26 protein-coding genes are annotated in these 25,598 nt (G+C 65.6%); 13 read left to right on the plus strand and 13 right to left on the minus strand.

Features of this window, described 5'->3' with window-relative positions:
* The first annotated feature begins 5 nt into the window (after positions 1–5).
* A complete protein-coding gene (locus LPA35_RS16125; protein WP_228897644.1) occupies positions 6–1,376 on the plus strand; it encodes an NAD(P)/FAD-dependent oxidoreductase in 1,371 nt (456 codons plus the stop codon).
* A gap of 63 nt (positions 1,377–1,439) precedes the next feature.
* The gene (locus LPA35_RS16130; protein WP_228897645.1) at positions 1,440–2,012 is read left to right on the plus strand and encodes a hypothetical protein; all 573 of its coding nucleotides are present in this window, start codon (positions 1,440–1,442) and stop codon (positions 2,010–2,012) included.
* Positions 2,013–2,042: 30 nt separating this feature from the next.
* Here LPA35_RS16130 and LPA35_RS16135 read toward each other — a convergent pair whose 3' ends face one another.
* The 5 genes from LPA35_RS16135 to LPA35_RS16155 form a co-directional block, all read right to left on the minus strand.
* Positions 2,043–2,663, minus strand: a complete 621-nt coding sequence (locus LPA35_RS16135) for an ABC-type transport auxiliary lipoprotein family protein (protein ID WP_228897646.1) — start codon at positions 2,661–2,663, stop codon at positions 2,043–2,045.
* 90 nt (positions 2,664–2,753) lie between these two features.
* Positions 2,754–2,909: a hypothetical protein gene (locus LPA35_RS16140; RefSeq protein WP_228897647.1), complete on the minus strand. Its 156-nt coding sequence runs from the start codon at positions 2,907–2,909 to the stop codon at positions 2,754–2,756.
* Between the two features lie 6 nt (positions 2,910–2,915).
* Positions 2,916–3,878, minus strand: a complete 963-nt coding sequence (locus LPA35_RS16145; RefSeq protein WP_228897648.1) for an MlaD family protein — start codon at positions 3,876–3,878, stop codon at positions 2,916–2,918.
* Positions 3,878–4,765: an ABC transporter ATP-binding protein gene (locus LPA35_RS16150; protein ID WP_121421978.1), complete on the minus strand. Its 888-nt coding sequence runs from the start codon at positions 4,763–4,765 to the stop codon at positions 3,878–3,880. The genes LPA35_RS16145 and LPA35_RS16150 overlap by 1 nt, the downstream gene beginning before the upstream one ends.
* Positions 4,762–5,886 (minus strand): ABC transporter permease, encoded by a 1,125-nt coding sequence (locus LPA35_RS16155; RefSeq protein WP_055394405.1) that lies wholly within the window; start codon positions 5,884–5,886, stop codon positions 4,762–4,764. Before LPA35_RS16155 ends, LPA35_RS16150 begins: the two co-directional genes overlap by 4 nt.
* 279 nt (positions 5,887–6,165) lie before the next feature.
* Here LPA35_RS16155 and LPA35_RS16160 point away from each other — a divergent pair, with 279 nt between their 5' ends.
* The gene (locus LPA35_RS16160; protein ID WP_228897649.1) at positions 6,166–7,845 is read left to right on the plus strand and encodes a GMC family oxidoreductase; all 1,680 of its coding nucleotides are present in this window, start codon (positions 6,166–6,168) and stop codon (positions 7,843–7,845) included.
* A gap of 20 nt (positions 7,846–7,865) precedes the next feature.
* The gene (locus LPA35_RS16165; RefSeq protein ID WP_121508865.1) at positions 7,866–8,216 is read left to right on the plus strand and encodes an antibiotic biosynthesis monooxygenase; all 351 of its coding nucleotides are present in this window, start codon (positions 7,866–7,868) and stop codon (positions 8,214–8,216) included.
* A gap of 36 nt (positions 8,217–8,252) precedes the next feature.
* On the opposite strand, the gene LPA35_RS16170 is transcribed toward LPA35_RS16165, so the two are convergent.
* Both LPA35_RS16170 and LPA35_RS16175 read right to left on the minus strand, forming a co-directional pair.
* Entirely contained in the window at positions 8,253–8,585 is a 333-nt protein-coding gene (locus LPA35_RS16170; RefSeq protein WP_121421975.1) for a hypothetical protein, read from the minus strand.
* 164 nt (positions 8,586–8,749) lie between these two features.
* A complete protein-coding gene (locus tag LPA35_RS16175) occupies positions 8,750–10,108 on the minus strand; it encodes an ammonium transporter (RefSeq protein WP_228897650.1) in 1,359 nt (452 codons plus the stop codon).
* Positions 10,109–10,473: 365 nt separating this feature from the next.
* On the opposite strand from LPA35_RS16175, the gene LPA35_RS16180 reads away from it, so the two are divergent.
* The 5 genes from LPA35_RS16180 to LPA35_RS16200 all read left to right on the plus strand — a co-directional run bounded on the left by LPA35_RS16180 (position 10,474) and on the right by LPA35_RS16200 (position 14,891).
* On the plus strand, positions 10,474–11,232 hold the full coding sequence (locus tag LPA35_RS16180) for a TSUP family transporter (protein WP_055394375.1): 759 nt from the start codon (positions 10,474–10,476) through the stop codon (positions 11,230–11,232).
* A 254-nt stretch (positions 11,233–11,486) separates the two neighbouring features.
* Positions 11,487–12,251, plus strand: coding sequence for an ABC transporter substrate-binding protein (locus LPA35_RS16185; protein ID WP_228897651.1), 765 nt, complete (start codon positions 11,487–11,489; stop codon positions 12,249–12,251).
* A 125-nt stretch (positions 12,252–12,376) separates the two neighbouring features.
* Positions 12,377–13,159, plus strand: coding sequence for an amino acid ABC transporter permease (locus LPA35_RS16190; protein WP_121421972.1), 783 nt, complete (start codon positions 12,377–12,379; stop codon positions 13,157–13,159).
* Entirely contained in the window at positions 13,156–13,911 is a 756-nt protein-coding gene (locus LPA35_RS16195) for an amino acid ABC transporter ATP-binding protein (protein WP_228897652.1), read from the plus strand. The genes LPA35_RS16190 and LPA35_RS16195 overlap by 4 nt, the downstream gene beginning before the upstream one ends.
* An 83-nt stretch (positions 13,912–13,994) precedes the next feature.
* Positions 13,995–14,891: a DMT family transporter gene (locus LPA35_RS16200; protein ID WP_055394385.1), complete on the plus strand. Its 897-nt coding sequence runs from the start codon at positions 13,995–13,997 to the stop codon at positions 14,889–14,891.
* Between the two features lie 176 nt (positions 14,892–15,067).
* Here LPA35_RS16200 and mrdA read toward each other — a convergent pair whose 3' ends face one another.
* The 4 genes from mrdA to LPA35_RS16220 all read right to left on the minus strand — a co-directional run bounded on the left by mrdA (position 15,068) and on the right by LPA35_RS16220 (position 19,757).
* Positions 15,068–17,008 (minus strand): penicillin-binding protein 2, encoded by a 1,941-nt coding sequence (gene mrdA, locus LPA35_RS16205; protein ID WP_228897653.1) that lies wholly within the window; start codon positions 17,006–17,008, stop codon positions 15,068–15,070.
* A gap of 101 nt (positions 17,009–17,109) precedes the next feature.
* Positions 17,110–17,628 (minus strand): rod shape-determining protein MreD, encoded by a 519-nt coding sequence (gene mreD / locus LPA35_RS16210; RefSeq protein ID WP_055394387.1) that lies wholly within the window; start codon positions 17,626–17,628, stop codon positions 17,110–17,112.
* Between the two features lie 31 nt (positions 17,629–17,659).
* Positions 17,660–18,583, minus strand: coding sequence for a rod shape-determining protein MreC (gene mreC, locus LPA35_RS16215; RefSeq protein WP_055394389.1), 924 nt, complete (start codon positions 18,581–18,583; stop codon positions 17,660–17,662).
* A 130-nt stretch (positions 18,584–18,713) separates the two neighbouring features.
* Entirely contained in the window at positions 18,714–19,757 is a 1,044-nt protein-coding gene (locus LPA35_RS16220) for a rod shape-determining protein (protein WP_005798130.1), read from the minus strand.
* 206 nt (positions 19,758–19,963) lie between these two features.
* Here LPA35_RS16220 and gatC point away from each other — a divergent pair, with 206 nt between their 5' ends.
* Genes gatC through gatB form a run of 3 tightly spaced genes read left to right on the plus strand, consistent with a single transcriptional unit; the run spans position 19,964 to position 23,219 of the window.
* On the plus strand, positions 19,964–20,263 hold the full coding sequence (gatC, locus tag LPA35_RS16225) for an Asp-tRNA(Asn)/Glu-tRNA(Gln) amidotransferase subunit GatC (protein WP_055394393.1): 300 nt from the start codon (positions 19,964–19,966) through the stop codon (positions 20,261–20,263).
* A 12-nt stretch (positions 20,264–20,275) separates the two neighbouring features.
* Positions 20,276–21,769 (plus strand): Asp-tRNA(Asn)/Glu-tRNA(Gln) amidotransferase subunit GatA, encoded by a 1,494-nt coding sequence (gatA, locus tag LPA35_RS16230; RefSeq protein WP_228897654.1) that lies wholly within the window; start codon positions 20,276–20,278, stop codon positions 21,767–21,769.
* Position 21,770: 1 nt separating this feature from the next.
* The gene (gene gatB / locus LPA35_RS16235; protein ID WP_228897655.1) at positions 21,771–23,219 is read left to right on the plus strand and encodes an Asp-tRNA(Asn)/Glu-tRNA(Gln) amidotransferase subunit GatB; all 1,449 of its coding nucleotides are present in this window, start codon (positions 21,771–21,773) and stop codon (positions 23,217–23,219) included.
* A 123-nt stretch (positions 23,220–23,342) separates the two neighbouring features.
* On the opposite strand, the gene LPA35_RS16240 is transcribed toward gatB, so the two are convergent.
* Both LPA35_RS16240 and pyrE read right to left on the minus strand, forming a co-directional pair.
* On the minus strand, positions 23,343–24,053 hold the full coding sequence (locus tag LPA35_RS16240; protein ID WP_121421966.1) for a DUF4124 domain-containing protein: 711 nt from the start codon (positions 24,051–24,053) through the stop codon (positions 23,343–23,345).
* A gap of 5 nt (positions 24,054–24,058) precedes the next feature.
* Positions 24,059–24,757: an orotate phosphoribosyltransferase gene (pyrE, locus tag LPA35_RS16245; protein ID WP_055394401.1), complete on the minus strand. Its 699-nt coding sequence runs from the start codon at positions 24,755–24,757 to the stop codon at positions 24,059–24,061.
* A gap of 10 nt (positions 24,758–24,767) precedes the next feature.
* On the opposite strand from pyrE, the gene LPA35_RS16250 reads away from it, so the two are divergent.
* On the plus strand, positions 24,768–25,571 hold the full coding sequence (locus LPA35_RS16250; RefSeq protein ID WP_228897656.1) for an exodeoxyribonuclease III: 804 nt from the start codon (positions 24,768–24,770) through the stop codon (positions 25,569–25,571).
* Positions 25,572–25,598 lie beyond the last annotated feature (27 nt).

The following is a 25,598-nucleotide window of genomic DNA, read 5'->3' on the forward strand; positions in this document are numbered from 1 at the left end:
GGGGCATGACCACTTCTTCTGTTCCCTCGCCCCGCCCCCGTGTTGTCATCATCGGCTGCGGCTTTGGCGGCCTCGAAGCCGCCCGTGCGCTGCGCGGTGCCGCGCTGGATGTGACGCTCATCGACAAGACCAACCACCACCTCTTCCAGCCCCTGCTTTACCAGGTGGCCACGGCCGGGCTGTCGGCGCCGGCCATCGCTGCGCCCATCCGGCACCTGTTTCGGCAGCAGCCCAACGTTACGACTTTGCTCGGCGAAGTCACGCACATCGACGTGGCAGCGCGCACCGTGCATTTGAAGGACGGGCCCCACCCGTCTGCCCCCTTGCCCTACGACCACCTCATCGTTGCTGCAGGCGCCACCCACAGCTACTTCGGCCACGACGACTGGGCCCCCCATGCCCCGGGCCTCAAGACACTGGACGATGCCTTTGAGATCCGCCGCCGCATCCTGCTGGCCTTCGAGGCGGCAGAAAAGGAAGCGGACCCCACCCGCCGCGCCGATTGGCTCAACTTTGTGGTTGTGGGCGCAGGCCCCACAGGCGTGGAGATGGCGGGCACGCTGGCCGAGATCGCGCGCCACACACTGCCCGGCGAGTTCCGGCACATCGACCCGGCCAGCGCAAAAATCATCCTGCTCGAAGGCGGCCCCCGCGTGCTCCAGTCCATGCCCGAATCACTGAGCCAGCGCGCCAGGGAGCAGCTCGAAAAGCTGGGCGTGGAAGTGCGCTTGAACGCCCGCGTCACCGCCATCGACAGCGACGGGTTGATGGTCGAATCGCCATCCAGCGCTCAACCAACAAGCGCAAACAGCTATCAAATCAAGAGCAAATGCATTGTCTGGGCGGCAGGTGTGGCGGCCTCGGTGCTGGGGCGCCAGCTGGCCGGGGCCACGGGTTGCGACACCGACCGGGCGGGCCGCGTGGTGGTAGCGCCGGATCTCAGCCTGCCCGGCCACCCCGAGATCAGCGTCATCGGCGACCTGGCTGCTGTCAAGAGCCACGCGCCCGGCCAGGAGCCCACCCCCGTTCCCGGTGTATCACCCGGCGCCAAGCAGATGGGGCGCGCCACGGCCGCCAACATCCTGCGCCGCCTGGCCGGCCAGGCCACGCAGCCGTTTCGCTACCGCGACTACGGCAACCTGGCCACGATCGGCCGCAACTCCGCCGTGGTGGACCTCACCTCGCCCGCTGGGCCGGTGCGCTTTTCAGGCTACTTTGCGTGGCTGTTCTGGCTGTTCGCGCACGTCTACTTCCTGATCGGCTTTCGCAACCGCCTGGTCGTGCTGCTGGACTGGGCCTGGGCGTACTGGAGCTTTGCGCGCTATGCGCGGGTGGTGACGGGGATTGAGGGCAAAACAAACACGGAAACCAGCTAATCTATGCGGCGCGGCAACAACATACCACTCACTACAGAAATCATCACCAGCAGGGACCATCCAATGAAGGCATTCAAAACCAGGCTTTTAGTTGCAGTGACCGTGCTCTCCATCGCGCAGACGACCGGTGCGACATCGGCGAGTTGCATCATTCCTCTGTTCTCGGAAAGCGCCATGCTCAACGTCTCTTCCGCAGGTTGGAGTAGCCAAGCCGAGCCACTCATCGCATGCACAGTCATCAATCCGGACATGGGCGCACAAGGGTTCGCCTTTCTATCTGAAACGACCACTGAGGACGCTGTGCTCGAAATCAAGTACGTGGACAAGCCCTTCCCCCAACGGATTGCGGACAACTGGAAAACCGATCTGTCTGCTGCTCAGCAACAGAAGCTGCCCAACAACCTGAGGGTGCCCGCAAGAGATACCGATGCGGCACTGGTACTGCACATCGACCCGACCTACTACGATCCCCCCTTGTTCAACCATGCCAACTCCGCAAGCCGGAGATACGGTGTTTGCGCCTATGGCTACCCAAAATCGGGCCGTGCGTGGACTTCGGTGTCCATCAGCACGCTCAGGGTGGTGACATGCGCTGGCGACTGGAATCTGGCGCCCGCGCTTTACTTTGAAAGGTAGCAGCAAGCTGCACCCAGCCCATACGCTGGATTAGCGCCCTGTCTGCTCCACCCACTCCGCCACTTCCTGCGCCACCTGAGTCGATGCATCGGCCAATGCAGCCACGCCGCCTGCTGCATCCGCACTGCGCGCCGGGGTGCGCACGGTGAACACGCGCTGGCCGCGCAGCGCTTCACCGCCCGGGGTCAGGTCCACCACCGTGGCACGCAGTCGCACCACGCCCGCACTGTCCGAGGCGCTGGCAAACAGGTGGCTGAACTCTTCCAGCTCCACGCGCAGCACGGCTGGCAAGCGGCCGCCCTGGGCGGCGTCGCGCGCCTGGGCCGCGCCGTCGTCGGCCTTGAGGATGGCGCGGCGCTGGCCGAGCTGCTCGCGCAGGCGCTGCTGCAGCAACTGGGCGGGTGGCTGGCTCCAGCGGGCCTGGCTGTAGGGGCGCAGCTGCTGGGCGTCGGCGTAGGCCAGGCGGTAGAGCACGGCGTTGCTGCCCTCGGGCAGGCCCGGGGCCTCTACATCGGCCAGCGCCAACGGGGGCAAGGGGGCGCGGCGATCGCTGGGGGCCGTGGCGACCGGGCCGGGGCCAAAGTCGTAGAGCACGGGGCGCGAGGGCGGGCTGGGCAGCGCCGAGCAGCCTGCGATACCCAGCAGTCCCACAGCAAAAACTGAAACAAATAGACCTCTAGCGCTTGATGGAAAAGCGATAGCAGCTATGTTTTTAATAGTATTTTCCATCAACGCTTCTCCTCAGAAGGTGTGAATGAATCCGGCGTGCCCGAGCAGGCCGCCGAAACGCGGCCGGTCCAGGCGCAAAGCGCAGCCATAGCGCGGGCTATGGCGAGCATTTGCAACGACGAGCGGGTGTGTTTTGGGGAAATGAGCGGGCATGGTGGGTTCGTTCACACCTTCTCAGGGCGCGAAACCCGGTTCGCCCGGGCCGGGCGGAATGCGGCCCGAGCCGTAGATGAACAGCTGGGGGTTGTCCGCCACGCCACCCGCCGTGCGGCTGAGCGTGCGTGCCGCGCGCGAGGTGTCGTCGGCCGCGCGGTTCAGGCGCGGCAGCGTGGTGGTGCTGAACTGGTCGGCCGCGCGGGCGAGGGACTGCGTGCCGATGGTGATCTGGTCGATGGGGCCGCCCTCGGCCCCCAGGCGCTGCGTGGTCTTGCTGACGTCGGCCGCCAGCACCGACACGCTGGCGCCGGCCTGCTGCAGGGACTGCAGGGTCTTGCGCGCATCGCTGGCCAGCGGGGGCAGCGCGGCCAGGGCCGGGTCCAGGCGCTGGGCCACGGTGGCATCGAGCCGCCGGGTCAGCGTGTTCACGCTGCCTGCGGCCTGGGCAATGTTGCCCAGGGCTTCGGTGAGTTTTTGCTGGTTGGTGTCGCCCAGCAGTTGGTTGATGCGCCGCGTGGCTTCTTCCACCTGGGTGAGGATGGCGGGGGCCTGCTCCGCGAGTTTGCCAAACGGCGATGGCTTGATGGGCAGGCGCGGCAGGCCGCTGGGGCCCGGGGGCAGCTCGGGGTAAGGTTGGTCGGCATCGTCCAGCAGAACGTGGGCCAGGCCCGTCACGCCCTGGTAGCCCAGCACGGCGAAGGTGGTGGGGCTGATGGGGGCCTGCTCGTTGACGGCAATGCGGATGAGCACGTTGCCCGTCACCTGCGGGTCGAAGCCGATGCGCGTGACCTTGCCCACGGCCACCCCCTTGTAGCGCACGGCGGCCTGGGGCTGCAGGCCGCTCACGCCGTCCTTGGTGGACAGCTCGTACTGCTCGTAGTTGGCGCTGTCGCGCGTGAGCCAGATGGCCAGGCCCGCCAGCATGGCGGCCACCACCAGCACAAAGATGCCTGCGGCGAGGGCGTGGGATTTGTTTTCCATCAGCTGGGTTCCTTGTCGGGCGTGGGCACGGCGGCGGCAGTCTGTGCTGCCAGGGCGTGCTCCACGGATTGCACCGGGGCCATGGCGCGCTGGCCACGTTCACCCAGGAAGAAATGTTCGATGAACGGGTGCTTGAAATGCGCCACCTCGTGCGGCGGACCGGTGACGATGACCTTCTTATCAGCCAGCACGGCCACGCGGGTGCTCAGCGCAAACAGCGTATCAAGATCGTGCGTGACCATGACCACCGTGAGCCCCAGCGCGGCCCGCAGCTCGCGCAGCAGCGCACAGAAGTCGTCGGAGCTGCTGGGGTCCAGCCCCGCCGTGGGTTCGTCGAGCAGCAGAAGCGGCGGGTCCATGATGAGCGCACGCGCCAGCGCCACGCGCTTGACCATGCCACCCGACAGATCCGCCGGCATGCGCGTGGCGTGCTCGGGCTGAAGGCCCACCATCTGCAGCTTGACCAGCGCGGCGTCGCGCACCAGGTCGTCGGGCAGCGTGCCCTGCTCGCGCAGCGCAAAGGCCACGTTGTCGAGCACATTGAAGGCCGAGAACAGCGCGCCGTGCTGGAACAGCATGCCCACGCGGCTGGCCGCGCCCTCGCGCCCCATCTCGGACGCCGGGCGCCCCAGCACCGTGACCTGCCCCCGCGCAGGCCGGGCCAGGCCGAGGATCTGGCGCAGCAGCACCGTCTTGCCCGTGCCCGAGCCCCCCACCAGCGACAGCATCTCACCGCGCTGCACGGTGAAGTTCAGGTCCTGGTGCACGGTGAAGGTTTCATCGCCCTTGCCAAACTGCGTCCACAGGCCCTGAACGTCCACGATGGGCGGCTCGCCGGGCGCCACGGCGATGTGCTCGGGCAATGATGTGCGTGCGTGGCTGCTCATATGCCTATGTTTTTAAATGCCACAGCGAACAACGCATCCACGATGATCACCATGGTGATGGACGTGACCACCGAAGCGGTGGTGCCCTCGCCCAGGCTCTGGGTGTTGGGTTTCACGCGCAGGCCCCAGTGGCAGCCGATGAGCGCGATGAACGCGCCAAACACCACCGACTTGGCCATGGCCAGGCCCAGGTTGCCGATCTTGACGGCGGCGGGCAGGGCCTGCACAAAGTAGCCGGGCGAGATGTCCATGGCCACGTCGGCCGCCAGCATCCCACCCGCCAGCGCTGCCAGCGTGGTCCACACGCTGATGAGCGGCATGGCCAGTGCCAGCGCAATGGTGCGCGGCATCACCAGCCTAAAGCCGTGGGGAATGCCCATGACGCGCATGGCATCGAGTTCCTCGGTCACGCGCATCACGCCGATCTGCGCCGTGATCGACGAGCCGGAGCGCCCCGCCACCAGGATGGCGGCCAGCATCGGCCCCAGCTCGCGGATGAGCGAGATGCCCAGGATGTTGACGATGAACGATTCGGCGCCGAACTGCCGCAGCTGCAGGCTCATCAGGTAGGCCAGCACCACGCCGATGAGAAAACCCACGAGCGCCGTGATGGGCAGGGCCGTGGCCCCCATGCGGTACAGGTGGCCCGATACGTCGCGCCACGGCCCCTTGCGCGGCGCGCGCGCCAGGCGGCCCAGGTCCAGCACCAGTCGGCCCACCATTTCGAGCATGTGGCGGGCATGGTCCACGCCGTGCAGCACCAGCACCCCCAGGTGGTCCACCTGCTCACCCAGCCGCCAGGGCTCGGGCGGCGGAGCGGTGCAGGTGAACTGCGCCACGCGCGCCAGCATGTCGCGCTGGGCGTCGGTGCAGGCCAGGCGCTCGGGCCAGGCATGCTGCCAGTGGTTCCACAGCAACTGTGCGCCCACGTGGTCCAGCCACTGCAGCTGCATCAGGTCCCAGCCCAGCGTGGGCGCGGCCGGGTGGCTGCGCAACTGACCCGCCACGGCCTGCCACTGTGCCCCGGTTCCCAGCTCCGCCGCGCCCCAGCGCCCGTGCAGCTGCGCACAAGGCCCCTGGGGCGTGTCGGCGCGAACAATGCGAGGAGCGGGGTCGGTCATGAACTGGGCAGCGCGGGCTGCCAAGAATGAAAGGGAGCGTGCATGGTAGCGGAGCCGGACGCAGGCGGCACGTAGGATTGATGCCCGCCAGGACCGTGCGCCAAGCACAGGCGGGCCAGGAATGCGTGAAATTAATATCAAACAGGCCGCCAGCGCTTTACCACCAATCACTGATAGCTATATATTTAATAGCAATAGGCACTGACCCTCTCGACACACCCGGCGCCGTCCGCACAATGGCCCTCCGTCTCCTTCCTCACACTGCCACCGCCCCTGCCCATGAGCGACCACACCACGTTTGACACCATCATCATCGGCGGCGGCACCGCCGGCGCCCTGCTCGCCAACCGACTGAGCGCCGACGGCCGCTACCGTGTGCTGCTGATCGAAGCCGGCCGCAAGGACGACTACCACTGGATCCACATCCCCGTGGGCTACCTGTACTGCATCGGCAACCCGCGCACCGACTGGCTCTACAACACCGAACCCGATGCGGGCCTGAACGGCCGCACCCTGCGCTACCCGCGCGGCAAGACGCTGGGCGGCTGCAGCAGCATCAACGGCATGATCTACATGCGCGGCCAGGCGCGCGACTACGACCAGTGGGCCGAACTGACGGGCGACGCCAGCTGGCGCTGGGACAACGCCCTGCCCTACTTCCGCCGCCACGAGGACCACTGGCGCCTGGACCAGCCCGGCGGCGTGAATGAAAACTTCAAGCGCCTGCATGGCAACAAGGCCACCGGCAGCACCGGCGAGTGGCGCGTGGAAAAGCAGCGCCTGCGATGGGATGTGCTCGACGCCTTTGCCCAGGCCGCGCAGCAGGCGGGCATCCCGGCCACCGACGACTTCAACGGCGGCAGCAACGAAGGCGTGGGCTACTTTGAGGTCAACCAGAAAAGCGGCTGGCGCTGGAACACCGCCAAGGCCTTCCTGCGGCCCACCTGCTACGGCCGCCCCAACTTCGAGATGTGGACCAGCGCCCAGGCCGCCAAGCTCATCGTCGAGACGCAGCCCGACGGCAGCAAGCGCTGCACCGGCGTACAGGTGTGGGACGGCCAGGAGATGGTCACGGCCCGCGCAACGGGCGAGGTCATCCTGAGCGCAGGCGCGGTCAACTCACCGCAGTTGCTGCAGCTGTCGGGCATCGGCCCGGCCGCGCTGCTGCGCCAGCACGGCATCGACGTGGTGCACGACCTGCCCGGCGTGGGCGCCAATTTGCAGGACCATCTGCAGATCCGCGCGGTGTTCAAGGTCAACGGCGTGGCCACGCTCAACACCATGGCCAGCTCGCTCTGGGGCAAGGCCAAGATCGGGCTCGAATACGCGACCAAACGCAGTGGCCCCATGAGCATGGCGCCCTCGCAGCTGGGGGCCTTCACGCGCAGCAGCGCCGACCAGCCCTACCCGAACATCGAGTACCACGTGCAGCCGCTGTCGCTCGACGCTTTTGGCGAGCCGCTGCACAGCTTTCCGGCCTTCACGGCCAGCGTGTGCAACCTCAACCCCACAAGCCGGGGCACGGTGAATATCAAGAACGCCGACTTCAAGGCCGCACCGGCCATCGCTCCCAACTACCTGAGCACCGCCGAAGACCGCCAGGTGGCCGCCGACAGCCTGCGTGTCACGCGCCGCATCGTGGCCCAGCCCGCGCTGGCCAGGTACCAGCCCGAGGAGTGGAAGCCCGGCGTGCAATTTGAAAGCGACGAGGACCTAGCGCGCCTGGCCGGTGACATTGCCACCACGATCTTCCACCCTGTGGGCACGACGAAGATGGGGCGGGATGACGACCCGATGGCGGTGCTGGACTCCCAAGTGCGCGTGCGCGGCATTGCAGGCCTGCGCGTGGTGGATGCGGGGGCCATGCCCACCATCACCAGCGGCAACACCAACTCGCCCACACTGATGCTGGCCGAGAAGGCGGCGGAGTGGATCATCCAGGCGCGGCGCGCGGCATGAGCGCGGATACCATCGCGCCCATGTACTCCTCCACCTTCATCTTTGCCACCAAACAATTCGACGACGCCTTCCACCGCCTGGACGAGGCGATTGCGACTGCCGCCCGCTCCATCGACGGCTACCTGGGCGAGGAATCGTGGGAGGACACGGGCAAGGGCCTCGTGTCCAACGTCTACTACTGGCAGTCGCTCGAAGCGCTGCAGGCATTGATGCAGCACCCCGCCCACCTGAAGGCCAAGGCGGCGCAAGCGCAGTGGCTCAACGGCTACCAGGTCGTGATTGCGCAGGTGCTGCGCACCTATGGCGATGACAAGCTGGCCGGGCTGCTGCCCACGGCGGGCCTGTTCGTGCAAGGCACGGCAGCGCACTGACACCGCCCGCGCAACGGCCACCCGGCCGCAGTGTGGTCAGCGAATCCCTCCCACATAACGGGGAACCTCCGGCGCAGGCTCTGGCGGCGGCGGCGCCATGCGCTGGCGCACCGCCTGCGTGGCCACATCCAGCAAGGGTCGCCGCGGCGCAGCAGGTGGGGCGGCATGGATGGCGAGATCGAGGCGGTCGGCCCACTCGACCAGCTCCGGAACGTTGTCCTCCTGGGCACGTTGGCGTGCGAACCGCACGATCTCCAGCGCATATTCAACGTTGGAAGCCATCCATTCAGTGTCGGTCACGCGCCCCGTCTTGCGGCGCAGCAGCACATGCAAATGGGCGGCAATGGCAAGCTTGTCGGAATCGGGCATGGTCGGCTCCTTATGGCATTTCAGTCATCCATGGCGCTGCGCACCACCAACTGGCCATGACAGGGGCGCAGCCCAGGCCAGTGCCACCGTGGAACTGGCTTTGCCAGGCCACGGGTGGCGTCCCCCTCGGGGGAAGACGCGAAGCGGCTCAGGGGGGCTTCCATCTACCCCAGGCGCTCACGGTGCTGGGCAATGTCGAGCCCGGTCTGCTCGCTCTGCTCATCCACCCGCAGGCCCACAGCCAGGTTGGTGATCCACAACAGCACGGCGGTTGCGACGAGGCTGTAGGCCATCACAGCGCCCACGCCAATGGCCTGGGTGAGCAAGCTGCCTGGCACACCCCCCACGGTGCGGCTGGCCAGCATGCCGGTGAGCAGCGAGCCCACGATGCCGCCGATGCCATGCACCCCAAACACGTCCAGGGAATCGTCGGCGCGCAGCAGGCGCTTGAGCCCCGTGGCGCCCCAGTAGCAGGCCAAACCCGCTACCACGCCAATCACCACTGCCGAGCGCAGCGTGACAAAACCCGCAGCAGGCGTAATGGCCACCAGGCCCGCCACCAGGCCAGAGCAAAGCCCCAACAGGGATGGCCGCCCGCGCACCACCCACTCGCCCAGCATCCACGACAAGGCCCCCGCCGCTGCGGCCAGGTGCGTCACCGCCATCGCCAGCCCCGCACGGCCGTCGGCGGCCACGGCAGAGCCTGCGTTGAAGCCGAACCAGCCCACCCACAACAAACCCGCGCCCGCCATGGTCAGCCCCAGGTTGTAGGGCTCGAACGCCTCGCGCCCATAGCCCGTGCGCCGCCCCAGGAACCACGCGCACACCAGCCCGGCCACACCCGCATTCACGTGCACCACCGAGCCTCCGGCAAAGTCCAGCGCACCCATCTGGGCCAGCCAGCCCCCTGGCTCCCACACCCAGTGCGCCACCGGGGCGTAGACCAGCAGGGTCCACAGGCTGATGAAGATCAGCATGGCGGAAAACCGCATGCGCTCGACAAACGCCCCCACCAGCAGCGCGGCGGTGATGATGGCAAACGTGAGCTGGAACATGGCGTACACCGACTCGGGGATGTGCGGCGCCACATGGCTTACGGCCAGCTTGCCGCCAGCGAGCTGAAAGTCCAGGCCCGCAAAGCCGATGCGGTCCCATCCCCCCAGCCAGGGGCTGCCCGGGGTGAAGGCCAGCGAGTAACCCGCCCCAAACCACAGCAGGCTGACCAGCGCGGCAATGGCCACCACGCTGGCCATGGTGTTGAGCACGTTCTTCTTGCGCACCATGCCTGCGTAGAACAGGGCAATGCCCGGCAGCGTCATCAGCAGCACCAGCGCTGTGGAGGTCATCATCCACGCGGTATCTGCCGCGCTGATCGTGGACTGCGCCACCAGCCCGGGACGTGTGAGGGACAAGGAAGGCACCGCTCCCGCCGCCACCTCTGGCGCCGTCTGCGCCAGCGCACTCGCGCACAGGCCCAGACACAGCGACCCTACCCCAACGAACCGGTGGTTGACTCCCCGCATGGCGGCTCCCTTTCGCAAATTGTTACAAGCGCGATTGCACGAGCCGTGCCAACCCCAACACCCCGATTCCGCCCCTGGAAACCCGATCACTGCCCCACAACGGGGGCGGGAAACCCCCAATGCACCAGCGGAGTGCAGTCGCTACAGTTGCGGCACTCGAAAGCGCGCTTCGGTGTGCCAAGCGAGGGGCCCGAGGAGACACTCTTTCTACCAATAAACAAATTTCAAGCACCCAACGAGGTGCGTTTTTTTCCAGGCGCTGGCGATCCCAGCGCCTTTTTCTTGCCTGTTCTACGCTGGCCTCCCTTTCGCCAGTGCCCCGAGGAGTCCTGAATCCATAGCAGGCAAGCTGCGAAAATCCTGCGATGGAATGGATTTTTATTACCTTTGCCTCGCTGCTCGCAGGCTTCGTGGATGCCATCGTGGGGGGTGGCGGGCTGGTGATGGTGCCGGCCCTGTTTGCGGCTTTCCCCGGGGCGCCCCCTGCCACGCTGCTGGGCACCAACAAGGCGGCCTCGGTGTGGGGCACGGCCATGGCCACCTGGCAGTACAGCCGCAAGGTGCAGGTTCGCTGGTCGGCCATGCTGCCCGCGGCAGCGGCCGGTTTTGCGGGGTCGTTTGCAGGCGCCTGGGCCGTGACCGTGATGTCGGCCGACTTCCTGCGCAAGCTGCTGCCCCTGGTGCTGCTGGGGGTGCTGGTCTACACGCTGGCCAAGAAAGAGTTGGGGCGGCACCACACACCCCGCTTTGCGGGCAGGGCCGAAGTGCTGGCGGCGTGCCTGATCGGCGTGGTCATCGGCTTTTATGACGGTTTCTTCGGCCCGGGCACCGGCAGTTTCTTCGTTTTTCTGTTTGTGCGGCTGCTGGGCTATGACTTCCTGAACGCCTCGGCCTCGGCCAAGCTGCTCAATTGCGCCACCAACATCGCCGCCATCGCGCTGTTTGCCGCCAAGGGCCATGTGTGGTGGCACTTTGCGGTGACGCTGGCCATCGCCAATGTGGTGGGCAGCCTGCTGGGCACGCACTTGGCGCTCAAGCACGGCACGGGTTTTGTGCGTGGCATCTTCATCGTGGTGGTGAGCACGCTGATCCTCAAGACGGGTTACGACGCGTTCCTGCGCTAGCCGAGGCCCGAAGGGGCTCGTGCCCCCGGATGGCATCATGCTTGCTAAGCTGAGCTGGCCTACCACCAGGGCGCCCCGAGGTCATCGGGGTTGCCCTGCATGGCCCGAATGTGAACGCCCGTCCTATAATTTCTGCGCATTTCCGTTTGATGACGAGGCCCATCGCTGTTGGCGATGCCTGCATTCACCCGCTCCGGCTTGCCTACCCGCATGCCGGATTTTTTGTACCTGAACCACCCCCACAGGAACCTGCCATGAAGTTTTTCAAGTCTGCCGTTGTCACCGCCGTGGCGCTGTGCGCTGCCCTCGCCGTCCAGGCCCGCACGCTGGACGAAATCAAGAAGGACGGCAAGATCATCGTGGCCACCGAAGGCCAGTTTGCCCCGTTCAACTTCTTCGAAGGCACCAAGCTGACGGGTTTCGAGGTGGAAGTGGCAGAGTTGGTGGTCAAGAAGATGGGCCTGAAGCTCGAATGGAAGACGCTGGGCTTTGACGCGCTGCTGACCGGCCTGGGCCAAAGCCGCTGGGACGCTGTCATCGCCTCGCACGGCGTGACCGAAGAACGCTCCAAGGCCGTCACGTTTGCCAACCCCCACTACTGCTCGGGCGGCATCATCGTGGCCATGGACGCAAAAATCCGCAACGCCAAGGACCTGACCGGCAAGGTGGTGGCAGTGCAGACCGGCACCAGCTACCTGGAAAACGTGCAGAAGCTCACCGGGGTGAAGGAGGTGAAGAACTTCCCGCAGGACACCGACGCCCAGCGCGCCCTGATCTCCAAGCGCGTCGACGCCTGGGTGAGCGACAAGTTCGTGGCCAAGGAAGCCGCCGCCAAGAACGTCAAGGCCGGGTTCAAGCTCGGCGACATGCTGTTCATCGAACGCATCGCCCCCGCCATGGCCAAGGGCAACACCGGCCTGGCCGATGCCTGGAACAAGGCGTTTGCCGAAGTGCTGGCCGATGGCAGCTACGCCGCCGTCTCCAAGAAGTATTTCAACGAAGACGTGCGCTGCAACTGATATAAAAACACGCTACGGGGTGCGCTGGGCCTGGCCCGTTGCGCACCCTTTGCTGTTTTTGACGGCGTCACCATGGTCCTGCCGCCGACCCGATTTCCAACCAAGACCTTCCGGTCGTCCGATCCATGCTTCTCGCTCTTTGGCCACAAGGCTGGTCCCGACAGCAACGCAGCAATGCCACGCTGGTCGCTGCACTGGTGCTGATGGTTCTGGCCCTCTCGTTGCTGGGCCAGTTGCTTTCGTTCTTTCCCGACCCCATCGGCCCCAACGCCCAGGCGTTTTCCGAAGGCGCGCGCACCACGCTGTGGCTCACGCTGGTCAGTGGTGCCGTGGGCCTGGTGCTGGGCACGGCGGCGGCGCTGGCCCGCACCGCCCGCTGGACGGCCGTGCGCTGGATTGCCGGCGTGTACATCTGGGCTATTCGCGGCACGCCGCTCTTGGTGCAGATCCTGTTTGTGTACTTTGCCCTGCCCGTGCTGGTGCCGGGGCTGAACCTGCCCGACTTTGCCGCCGCAGTCGTGGCCCTGGGGCTGAACGTGGGCGCCTACAACGCCGAAGCCCTGCGCGCCGGCCTGCTGGCCGTCCCCCGGGGTCAGACCGAGGCCGCCAAGGCGCTGGGCCTGGGCCGCATGCACGTGTTCCTGGACGTGGTGTTTCCGCAGGCGTTCAAGATCTCGCTGCCGCCGCTGGTGAGCAACTTTGTGGCACTGCTCAAGGACTCGTCACTGGCCTACGCCATCGGCGTGGTGGAGCTGACCAACGTGGGCAACCGCATCCAGTCGGCCACGTTCCAGCCCATTGCCACGCTGACCACGGTGGCCATCACCTACCTGCTGCTGACCACGCTGGTCACGCAAGTCTCCAACGCCGTCGAGTACCGCTTTGACGTGGAAGGGCGCAACCGATGACCGCAACGACCAACCAGCCCAAGCCCTACATCGTGGCCGAGCGGGTGTGCAAGTCGTTTGGTGCACACCAGGTGCTCAAGGACGTCTCCACCGTGTTCCACACCGGCGAGGTGACGGTGATCATCGGCGCCTCGGGCTCGGGCAAGAGCACGCTGTTGCGCGCCATCAACCGCCTGGAGCCCCACGACAGCGGGCGCATCACCATCGATGGCGTGGAGGTGTGCGACGACCTCACCACCCTGCAGCGCCAGCGCTGCGAGGTGGGCATGGTGTTCCAGCAGTTCAACCTGTTCGGCCACATGAGCGTGCTGGACAACGTGACGCTGGCGCCCCGCCGCATTCGCCGCACCCCGCGCACCCAGGCCAACGACGAAGCCATGCAGCTGCTGCGCCGCGTGGGCATGCAGGACCACGCACACAAGTACCCGTGGCAGCTGTCGGGCGGACAGCAGCAGCGGGTGGCCATTGCACGGGCGCTGGCCATGCAGCCCAAGGTGATGCTGTTTGACGAGCCCACATCGGCACTCGACCCCGAGATGGTCAAGGAAGTGCTGGACGTGATGCGAGGCCTCGCGCGTGGTGGCATGACCATGATTGTGGTCACCCACGAAATGGGCTTTGCGCGCGAGGTGGCCGACCGCGTGATGTTCTTCGATCAAGGCCGCATTGCGCACGATGCGCCGCCGCAGGAGTTCTTCAGCAACCCGGCCAATGACCGCATCCGCGCGTTTCTGGGGCAGGTCAGCCACTGATCAAATCCGCGCCGCGCCGCACTGCAAAGGCCGCCCGGGCAACCGGCGGCCCTTTTTTCTTTTGGGTATTTAGGAATTTGTCGATGCGTACTGAACGCTGGGGCCTGATGGCCCTGTTGGCTGTGACCGTGGTGTGGGGCACCACCTTTCCGGCGATGAAACTGCTCTCGGCGCACCTGGATGCGCTGCAGATCATCTGGCTGCGGTTCGTGATCGCGCTGCTGGTGCTGGCGCCGTTGTGGCGCGGCATGCTGCGCCACGAGCGACGCTGGGGCTGCGCGCTGGGGTTGCTGCTGTTCCTGGCGTTCTGGCTGCAGATCGAGGGCCTCGCGCGCACCAGCAGCAACCGCAATGCGTTTGTCACCGGCCTGAACGTGCTGGTGGTGCCGCTGATCGCCATGGCCTTCCTGGGACGGCGCTATGGCTGGCGACTCTGGGGTGCCTGCGTGATGGCGCTGGCGGGCATGGCGCTGATGTTCCACGAAAACGAGCCCTGGAACCTGGGCGATACGCTGACGCTGGCCAGCACCGTGTTCTACGCGCTGTACATCCTGGCGCTGGAAGAGTGCGCACGCCGCACGGCCGCGCAGCCGCTGCGGGCCACCCGCATGGCCGCCGCGCAGGCCACGGTGATGGCGCTGGCGTCCACCGCGCTGCTGCTTGCGCAGGGCGAGGGCATGGGCTGGCTGCGGTCCGTGGCCGACCTGCCTCTGGATGCGTTGCTGGCGCTGCTGTACCTGGGCCTGCTGGCCAGCGTAGTGGTGGTGACGCTGCAGGCCTGGGGCCAGCAGCGCGTGGACGCCATGCGCAGCGCCATCGTGTTCGGGCTGGAGCCGGTGTTCGCGGCCCTCACAGCCTGGGTGCTGCTCGGGGAGAGGCTGGGCTGGGCGGGGCTCGGTGGCGCCGCGCTCATCGTGGCAGCGCTGGTGTTCAGCCAGATCCAGCCTGCTGCGCGCGCGGGCCGGACGCAACGGGCCTGAGAGGCGCGGTACGCCCTCCGAGCCGTTCCGCGCGTTCCTCTCAGGAGAACGCCATCCATGGTCTGGCGGAGCCTGTTCCACAGGTGGCACGGGCACCACGGGCGCGGCCATTTCAAGCCAAAACGGACTCTAGCGCTTATCCACAAAGCGCAAACAGCTATTATTTATATAGCAAACTATGGCGCAATCAGCGGCACATCGACCGCTTTGCGGGGCTTGCCGATCGGGGCCGAGGCCAGGCCTTTTTGCACAGCCGCCATGTCTTCCTCGTTGGGATAGTCGCCCAGCAGCCAGTAGTCAAACACCCGGCGCGCGATGGGGGCGGCGTGCGCAGCGCCGAAACCGGCGTTTTCCACGATGGCCGCAATCACGATGGTGGGGTTTTCGGCAGGAGCAAAGGCGGCAAACAGCGAGTGGTCACGCTGGTGTTCTTCCAGCGCCTTGGCGTTGTATTTGACGTTCTGGCCCATCGTCACCGCCTGGGCTGTGCCGGTCTTGCCGCCCGAGGTGTAGGGCGCCCCGGCAAACACGCGCGTGCCGGTGCCGCCCTTGTTCACCGCCACCATGGCGTTGCGCACGATGTCCACGTTCTTCGGCAAAAAACCCAGATCCACTCCCGGCGGCTGGCTGATCTCGGTGACGGCGCCCGTGACCGCGTTTTTCACCGCCTTGGCCATGTGCGGCCGGTAGCGAATACCGCCATTGGCCAGCGTGGCCTGCGCCAGCGCCAGCTGCAGCATCGTGAAGTTGTTGTAGCCCTGGCCAATGCCCAGCGACACGGTTTCGCCGGGGAACCAGCGTTTCATCTCGGGGCGCTTGTAGGCATTGCGCTTCCACTCGGTGCTGGGCAAGGTGCCGCGCACTTCGCCATTGAGGTCGATGCCCGTGGACTGTCCAAAGCCCAGCGGCTTCATGAAGTCATGGATCGCATCGACACCCATCTCCACCGCCAGCGAATAGAAATACGTGTTGCTCGACTGCTGGATGGCGCGATGCATGTCCACCCCGCCCAGCCCGCCCTCGTGGCTGCGGAAGGTGTGGCCGCCGAAGGTATAAAAGCCCGGGTCGTTGACCACCATGCTGGGCGAGCGCTTGCCCAGCTGCAGCGCGGCCAGCGCCATGAAAGGCTTGTAGGTGGAGCCCGGCGGGTAGGTGCCGCGCATGGCGCGGTTGAGCAGGGGCTTGTCGATGGATTCGTTGAGCGCGGTCCAGTTCTCCACGTCGATGCCTTCGACGAACAGATTGGGATCGAACGTGGGCTTGCTCACCAGCGCCAGGATCTCGCCGTTGCGCGGGTCGATGGCCACCAACGCGCCCCGGCGGTTGCCGTACATGTCTTCAATGAGCTTTTGCAGCTTGATGTCGATCGACAGCATCACGCTGTCGCCGGGCGTGGCCGCGTGGCTGGAGAGCTTGCGCACCGCCCGCCCCCCGGCCGAAGTTTCCATCTGCTCGACCCCGGTGGCGCCGTGCAGGGCTGACTCGAAGCTCTGCTCGATGCCCAGCTTGCCGATGTATTCGGTGCCCCGGTAGTTGGCCTCGTCTTCGGAGTCCTGGATGCGCGCCTTCTCCGTCTGGTTGATGCGGCCGATGTAGCCGATGGCATGGCTGGCCACGTCACCCAGCGGGTAGTTGCGAAACAGCCGTGCCTTGATGTCCACGCCCGGAAAACGGTAGCGCTGTGCGGTGAACCGCGCCACTTCCTGGTCGGTCAGCCGCGTGCGGATGGGGAGGGACTCGAAGTTGCGCGACTCTTCCATGAGCCGCTTGAAGCGGCGCCGGTCACGGCTCTGGATTTCCACCACCTTGGACAGCTCGTCGATGGTCTCGTCCAGCACCCCGACGCGCGAGGGCGTGATCTCCAGTGTGTAGGCCGAATAGTTGGTGGCCAGCACCACGCCGTTGCGGTCCAGGATGAGCCCCCGGTTGGGCACGATGGGCACCACCGCCGTGCGGTTGCTCTCGGCCTGCGCCGCCAGGTCTTCGTGCCGGACCACCTGCAGATACACCAGCCGGGCAGCAATGAGGCAGAACGCAAAAAACACCAGGGCGCCGATGACCAGTGCCCGCACCCGAAAGCGCGAAGCATCGGCTTCGCTGCTGCGCACCTCAGTCACGCCCACCCTCCCATTCGGGCGCGCGCAAGCCAAGGCTCAACCCCCAGGGGCCAAGGCGGAACGCTGGCGAAATGCGCGGGCATCAAGAAAGGCATGATGGGCTACAGAGGCCGGTTCTGGTCGCGGTCGGGCGGGCGGCGCTGCGGTGCCAGAAGCACCCAGCTGGCCAGGGGCCACAGCAGGGCCTCCAGCACCGGTGCGAGAAAACTCCACAGCCCCGGGAATATGCCCCCGGACGCCATCCGCAGCAAGAGCTCGATCGCGTGGGCGAGGGCAAACAGGGGCAACACCTGCAAGGCCTGCGACGGCACGCTGAACCACAGCAGGCGGCGGTGGATGGCAATCGCGCCAAACGACAGCACGGTATAGGACAGCGCATGCTGGCCTAGCAGCGCCGACTGGCTCACGTCCATGCACAGGCCCAGCAGGAACGCTACCCCCATGCCGATGCGCAGCGGCTGGTGCACGCCCCAGAAGACCAGCAGCACCATAAGCACATCGGGCGTCCAGACGATGCGGCCCAGCGGCAGCATGTTGATGGCCAGGCCCACAGCCAAGCTGGCCCAGATGAAGACCGGGTTCACCGGCATCAGCAGGGGCTCACCACGCGGCATGATCATCGTGGGCCTCCTTGTGGGGTCAAGCGGTGGCTCACTTGCGGCCTCCGCGCTTGTTGGCGGGGACAGCCGGGGCGGGTTCGGGACGCGCCAGTTCATTGTCGGCCAGCGGCTTGAGCACCACCACATGGCGCGCGCCCTGCACCTGGGCGAGCGGTATGCAATAGATGCGCGCAAACGCAGAGTCGGCACGGCGCTCCACCCGCACCACGCGCGCCACAGGCAGGCCGGGCGGGTACAGACCGTCCACACCGCTGGTGGTCAGCAGGTCGTCCTCGCGAATGTCTGCATTGGCGGGCATGAAGCGCAGCTCCATGCCACCGCCATGGCCCGCCACCGGGTCGCCATAGGCCACGCCGCGCACACCGGTACGGATGTTCAGCACCGGAATCGCCTGATCGCGGTCTACCAGCAAGGTGACTTCGCTGACCAGCGGGAACACGCGGGTGACCTGGCCCAGCACACCGGCTTCATCCATCACGGGGGCGCCCAGTTCCACGCCACCCATCTGGCCCCGGTCCAGCACCACGCGGCGCGTGTAGGGGTCGGCCGTGTCGTAGATCACCTCGGCCGCCTGGGCGGGTGTCTGCAGCCGGTCGCGCAGCTCCAGCAGTTTGCGCAGCCGCTGGTTTTCCATCGCCAGCTGATCTGCCTGGTTGGCCCGCTGGCCCATCACGGTCATTTTCTTGCGGGCGGCATCCAGGTCATCCTGCGCGGTTTGCAGCGACTGGAAATAGCTGCGCCCGTGGCTGGCGAATTCCACGGGCTGCAGCATGAGCCACTGCACGGGGTACAGCACCGTGGCCACGGCCTGACGGAAGGGGCCGGTGATCTGAAAGCGTGCATCGGCCACCATGAGGAAAAGCGCCAGCGCGCTGAACACAGCCAAACGCGACAGGGCCGAAGGGCCCTGTTTGAAGAAAGGGGGAGCGCTGCGCTCCAGAGTACCCAGGGGCATGGTGCGCAGCGGTCAGGGTCGGCACCGTGGAGACACATCCACGGGCGGGTGCTCAGAAACAAGCATTGGAGCAGGTGCAGTCATGCAATTCAGAGCGAAAAAAGTGCCTGCAGCATACAGGCCCGCTGGCTTACTCGCTCGTGAAAATGCTGCCCAGGCGGTCCATGCGCTCCAGGGCAATGCCGCAGCCGCGCACCACGCAGGTCAGCGGGTCTTCGGCTACCAGCACAGGCAGGCCGGTTTCCTCGGCCAGCAGGCGGTCCAGGTCGCGCAGCAGAGCGCCGCCGCCGGTCAGCATCATGCCCCGGTCGGCAATGTCGGCGCCCAGCTCAGGGGGGGTTTGTTCCAGCGCGTTCTTCACGGCCGAGACGATCTGGTTGAGCGGGTCGGTCAGGGCTTCCAGCACTTCGTTGGACGAAATGGTGAAGCTGCGTGGCACGCCCTCGCTGAGGTTGCGGCCCTTGACTTCCATCTCGCGCACTTCGGAGCCCGGGAAAGCCGAGCCGATGTTCTTCTTGATGGCTTCGGCCGTGGGCTCGCCAATCAACATGCCGTAGTTGCGGCGGATGTAGCTGATGATGGCCTCGTCAAACTTGTCACCGCCCACGCGGACGCTGCCCTTGTAGACCATGCCGCCCAGCGAGATCACGCCCACTTCGGTGGTGCCGCCACCGATGTCCACGACCATGGAGCCCGAGGCTTCCGAGACGGGCAGACCAGCGCCGATGCCAGCAGCCATGGGTTCTTCGATCAGGTACACCGCCGTGGCGCCCGCAGCCTCGGCCGCGTCCTTGATGGCGCGGCGCTCGACCTGGGTGGAGCCGCAGGGCACACAGATGATGATGCGCGGGCTGGGGGTGAACAGCGTGCGCGGGTGCACCATCTTGATGAACTGCTTGATCATCTGCTCGGTGATCACGAAGTCGGCGATCACGCCATCCTTCATGGGCCGGATGGCTTCGATGTTGCCGGGCACCTTGCCCAACATGGCCTTGGCTTCACGACCTACGGCCTGGATGACTTTCTTGCCGTGGGGGCCACCTTCGTGGCGGATGGCAACGACGGAAGGTTCATCAAGAACGATACCTTTGTCGCGGGCGAAGATGAGGGTGTTGGCTGTGCCAAGGTCAATGGCAAGGTCGGTGGAGAAGTACCGACGGAAAGCTCCGAACATTCAAAAGTCCTCTCGGGCACGGCATGCGCGTCGGCCTGCCATCGCCAGGTATTTCAGGGGTGTTTATTGGCTTTTTTCACGCAATTGACTCCCATTCCGGGAGCTTTGCGGCAAAGCCGGGATAATACCCCATCCCCTGTGAATAACTCCCTCCGGCGAGCACCGGATCACAGCTTTACTTCTGGTTTCTCTAGATTCTCCTCCCTATGGCACTGACCCCCCAGGACATCGGCCGCATTGCCAACTTGGCGCGGCTTGAGCTGACACCTTCCGAAAGTGAGCGCATGCTCACGCAGCTCAATGGTTTCTTTGACATCGTGGAACAGATGCGGGCTGTGGATACCTCGGGCGTCACGCCCCTGGCCCACCCCGTGGCCGCCATCCAGGACGTGCAGCTGCGCCTGCGCGAAGACCTGGCCAGCGAGCCCAACCAGCGCGAAGCCAACCAGCAAAGCGCCCCCGCTGTCGAACGAGGCCTGTTCCTCGTGCCCAAAGTGATCGAGTAAGAGCCCCGCCGCATGACTTCCACCGCATTGCATGACCTGGGCGTGGCCCAGCTGGCCACCGAGCTGCGCGAGCGCCGCGTCTCGGCCGTCGAGGCCGCCCAGCATTTCCTAGCCCGCGCACAGGCCCACCAGAACCTGGGCGCCTACGTGGCCGTGAACCCGGACATCACCCTGGCCCAGGCCCGCGCGCAAGACGCCGCCATCGCCGCAGGCACCGCCGGCCCGCTGGCGGGCGTGCCGATTGCGCACAAGGACATCTTTGTCACCAAGGATTTCCCCAGCACCGCCGGCTCCAAGATGCTCGCGGGCTACCAGTCGCCCTTTGACGCCACCGTGGTCACCAAGCTGGCCGATGCTGGCGCTGTGACGCTGGGCAAGCTCAACTGCGACGAGTTCGCCATGGGCTCGGCCAACGAAAACTCGGCCGTCGCCCCCGTGGGCTTTGATGCCCCCGCCCCCGTGCGCAACCCCTGGGCCACCGACCGCATCCCGGGCGGCTCGTCCGGCGGCAGCGCCGTGGCCGTGGCCGCACGCCTGGCCCCGGCCGTCACCGGCACCGACACCGGCGGCTCCATCCGCCAGCCCGCCTCGTTCTGCGGCATTACCGGCATCAAGCCCACCTATGGGCGCGCCAGCCGCTACGGCATGATCGCGTTTGCATCCAGCCTCGACCAGGCCGGCCCCATGGCCCGCTCGGCCGAAGACTGCGCGCTGCTGCTGTCCGCCATGTGCGGCCCCGACCCGGACCGCGACTCCACGTCGCTCGATGTGCCTGCCGAAAACTTCAGCGCCAAGCTCAACGACAGCATCGATGGCCTGCGCATCGGCATCCCCGCCGAGTTCTTTGGAGAAGGCCTGGCGCCCGATGTGCGCGCCGCCGTAGATGGTGCCCTGAAGGAATACGAGAAGCTCGGCGCCAAGCTCGTGCCCATCAGCCTGCCCCGCACGCAGCTGTCCATTCCGGTCTACTACATCATTGCTCCGGCCGAAGCATCGTCCAACCTCTCCCGCTTTGACGGCGTGAAGTTCGGCCATCGCGCCAAGGACTACACCGATCTGGTGGACATGTACAAGAAGACCCGCGCCGAAGGTTTTGGCGACGAGGTCAAGCGCCGCATCATGATCGGCGCCTATGTGCTCTCGCACGGCTACTACGACGCCTATTACCTGCAGGCACAGAAGATCCGCCGCATGATCGCCGACGACTTCCAGAATGCCTTCAAGAGCTGCGACGTGATCGCCGGCCCCGTGGCCCCCACGGTGGCCTGGAAGCTGGGCGACCATGGCAACGACCCGCTGGCCGACTACCTGGCCGACATCTTCACCCTGCCCGGCTCGCTGGCCGGGCTGCCCGGCATGAGCGTGCCCGCCGGTTTTGGCGAGGGCGGCATGCCAGTGGGCCTGCAGTTGCTGGGCAACTACTTCCAGGAAGCCCGCCTCCTGAACGCTGCGCACCGCCTGCAGCAAGCCACCGACTTCCACCTCCGCCGTCCGGAGGGCTTCTGACATGACCGCCAAACTGATCCATGGCTACGAAGTTGTCATCGGCTTCGAAACCCACACCCAGCTCGCAACCCAGAGCAAAATTTTCAGCCGCGCGCCCACCGCCTTTGGCGCCGAGCCCAACACGCAAGCCTGCGCGGTGGACCTGGCCCTGCCGGGCACCCTGCCCGTGATGAACCGCGAGGCCGTGGCCTGCGCTATCAAATTAGGACTGGCACTGGGCTCCCACATTGCGCCAGTGAGCATTTTTGCGCGCAAGAATTACTTCTACCCCGACCTGCCCAAGGGCTACCAGATCAGCCAGTTCGAGATTCCGGTGGTGCAAGGCGGTGAGGTGGAATTCTTTCTGGGCGATGAGAAAAAGACCGTGCGCCTGGTGCGCGCCCACCTCGAAGAAGACGCAGGAAAGTCCTTGCATGAAGACTTCATCGGCCAGAGTGGTATCGACCTGAACCGCGCGGGCACACCGCTCCTGGAGATCGTGACGGAGCCCGACATGCGCTCGTCCGAAGAGGCCGTGGCCTACGCGAAGGAGCTGCACAAGATCGTCACCTGGATCGGCATCTGCGACGGCAACATGCAGGAAGGCAGCTTCCGCTGCGACGCCAACGTGTCGGTGCGCAAGCCCGGCGCCGAATTGGGCACGCGACGCGAGATCAAGAACCTGAACTCGTTCAAGTTCATGCAGCAGGCCATCGACTACGAAATCCGCTGGCAGATCGAGCAGATCGAGGACGGCCACGCGATCCAGCAGGCCACCGTGCTGTTCGACCCGGACACGGGCGAAACGCGCGCGATGCGGACCAAGGAAGATGCGGCGGACTACCGCTACTTCCCAGACCCCGACCTGCCTCCACTACACATTTCAGAGCAGTGGGTGCAGGAGGAACGGGCGCAAATGGCCGAATTGCCTCGTACCATGGCCGCACGTTTTGTGGCGGACTATGGCCTGCCCGAGTACGACGCCACCACGCTCACGCAGAGCAAGGCCATGGCGGCGTACTTTGAAGCGGCCGCCAAAGCCTGCAGCCAGCCCAAGCTGGCCAGCAACTGGATCATGGGAGAGGTGTCGCGCCGCCTGAACATGGCGGAGACCGGTATCGAGCAAGCTCCTGTAACTGCAGCGCAGCTGGCCGCATTGATCGGCCGCATTGCCGACGGCACGATCTCCAACAACGCCGCCAAGCAAGTGTTTGATGCGCTGTGGACCGGAGAGTCGAACGACGTGGATGCCGTCATCGAATCCAAGGGACTCAAGCAGATGAACGACTCCGGCGCGCTGGAGAAGATCATCGACGAAGTGATTGCCGCCAACCCCGACAACGTGGCGCAGTTCCGCGCGGGCAAGGACAAGGCCTTCAACGCGCTGGTCGGCCAGGTCATGAAAGCCAGCAAGGGCAAGGCCAATCCGACGCAGGTCAACGAACTGCTGCGCGCCAAACTGGCGGACTGAGCGCAAGGCTGTTGAAGCTGCCGCAAAAGCAAAGGGGCCTTTCGGCCCCTTTGCTTTTATGCTGTCCATCCGAGGCAGCGATGCGGCGCGTTCTCTGGTCCGCTGCTACCCTAACTCGGTGGGTTATCGGCTGCCGCCCGCAGGCACCGCGCTGGCAGCGGGCGCCGCGACAGCAGACGCTGCGGAGGGGGGCACACGCTGCGCATCCCACAGCTTGCGCAACTGCGACAGCTCGGTGTCAAACCGCGCATGCACGCGGCGCTTTTCCTGGTCTTGCCCCGCGATGAAGCGCTGCTGCTCGGCCAGGCTGTCGTCAATCTCAGCGATCTTGCGGCGCAGCGTCATGGGGGCCTTGTTGGGGTCCTTCTTGTAGAACTCCATCTCCACATCGAGCTTCTTGCGCTCCGCCTTCAGCTCCAGCGTTCGCTTTTCTGCGGTGGCCGTCACGTCATCCACCATCTGGATGGCCGCAGCGCGTTCCACATCGTGGGCGGCCTTGTCGGGGTAGCGAGCCACCAGCACGCGTTCGCGGCGGCGCTCTTCCACCACACGGGCGCGCTCTTCGGCATCCTTGCGGTTCTGGGCATCCTGGGCTGCGCGCTCCAGCTCGGTGAGCGAGGGGCCAATCTGGCGGCGCGTGATGCCCGAAGGGCTGAGTTCGCGCTGCTCGCGGTCCAGGCATTCCGGGATGGGCCGGTCGGCCGTCAGCCGACGGCCGTTGCGGTCCACGCACGTGTAAATACCGCCCGTCGCACCCTGGGACTGTGCCGAGGCCAGCTCTGCGCCCAAGGTGAGCAGCATCACCCCGCCCATGATCCACGCCGACTTGCTCAAATGGTCTACCCTTCGTTAACACCGTACCGCTGGCGATAGGCCAGCACCTTTTCGTGATGCGAGCGCATCCCCTCTTCCCCGTTTTGGGAGAGATACAGCAATAAGTCTGCCAACCGGGCAATGGCACACACCTGCATGCCCAGTTGCTCGCGCACGTACTGCACGGCGCTGTGGTCCACGTCCTGGCCATTCTCCGTGGCTTTTTCCTGGCGGTCCAGCGCAATTGCAACCGCATGCGGCGTGGCACCCGCAGCGCGGATGATGGCGATGGACTCGCGGGCGGCGGTGCCAGCCGACATCACGTCGTCCACGATCAGCACCCGGCCTTTGAGGGGTGCGCCCACCAGCGTGCCGCCCTCGCCGTGGTCCTTGGCCTCCTTGCGGTTGTAGGCAAAGGGCACGTTGCGGCCCAGGCGCGCCAGCTCCACGGCCACGGTAGCGGCCAGCGGAATGCCCTTGTAGGCAGGGCCAAACACCATGTCGAATTCGATGCCGCTGGCCAGCAGGGCTTTTGCATAGAATTCCGCGAGCCGCCCGATCTTGCGGCCATCGTCGAACAGCCCTGCGTTGAAGAAATACGGGCTCAGGCGCCCCGCCTTGGTCTTGAATTCGCCAAACCGCAGCACGCCAGATTCGACGGCAAAACGTACAAAATCCTGCGCCAGCTGGCCCTGTTCAGAGGTTTGCGCGCCAACATCCACCATGGGGAATTCCTTGTTCAAGTTAACCAGCCTCAATCTCAATGGCATCCGCTCGGCCACCAGCAAAGGCGTGGAAAGCTGGATGGCAGCCACGCGGCCGGATTGTATTTGTGTACAGGAAGTGAAGGCCCAGGCTGCCGACATGGCCAACCGGTTCGAGCGCATGGCGGGCCTGCAGGGCCACTTCCACTATGCCAAAAAAAAGGGCTATTCCGGCGTGGGCATCTATACCCGGCACGAACCCTCTGATGTAGTCATTGGCTATGGGTCAGCGGAATTCGATACAGAAGGCCGATATGTGGAGCTGCGTTTTGACACACCGGCCCGCAAGCTGTCGATCATCAGCGCTTACTTTCCGAGTGGTTCCTCGGGCGAAGAACGCCAGCAGGCCAAGTTCCGGTTCCTGGCTGAGATCCATCCCCACCTGATGAAAGTCAAGCGCGAACGTGACTTCATTCTGTGCGGCGACATCAACATTGCGCACCAGCAAATCGACCTCAAAAACTGGCGCAGCAACCAGAAAAACAGTGGTTTTTTACCCGAAGAACGGGCCTGGATGACAAAACTGTTGCACACAACTGATGAGGGCGGCGGCATCATAGACGTTTACCGTCAGTTACAACCTACCGCCACAGACACCGCCTACACATGGTGGAGCAACCGGGGGCAGGCGTATGCCAACAACGTGGGTTGGCGGCTGGACTACCACCTGGCCACCCCCGCGCTCGCGGCGCTGGCACGTGCTGAATCCATCTACAAAGGTGAAAAGTTCTCAGATCACGCTCCCATCACGGTGGACTATGACTTCAGCCTTTGACGATGCCCGCTCCTGACCCTTGATGAC

This window comes from Acidovorax sp. Leaf73 (assembly GCF_916855635.1).
GTDB classification, from domain to species: Bacteria; Pseudomonadota; Gammaproteobacteria; order Burkholderiales; family Burkholderiaceae_C; genus Acidovorax; species Acidovorax facilis.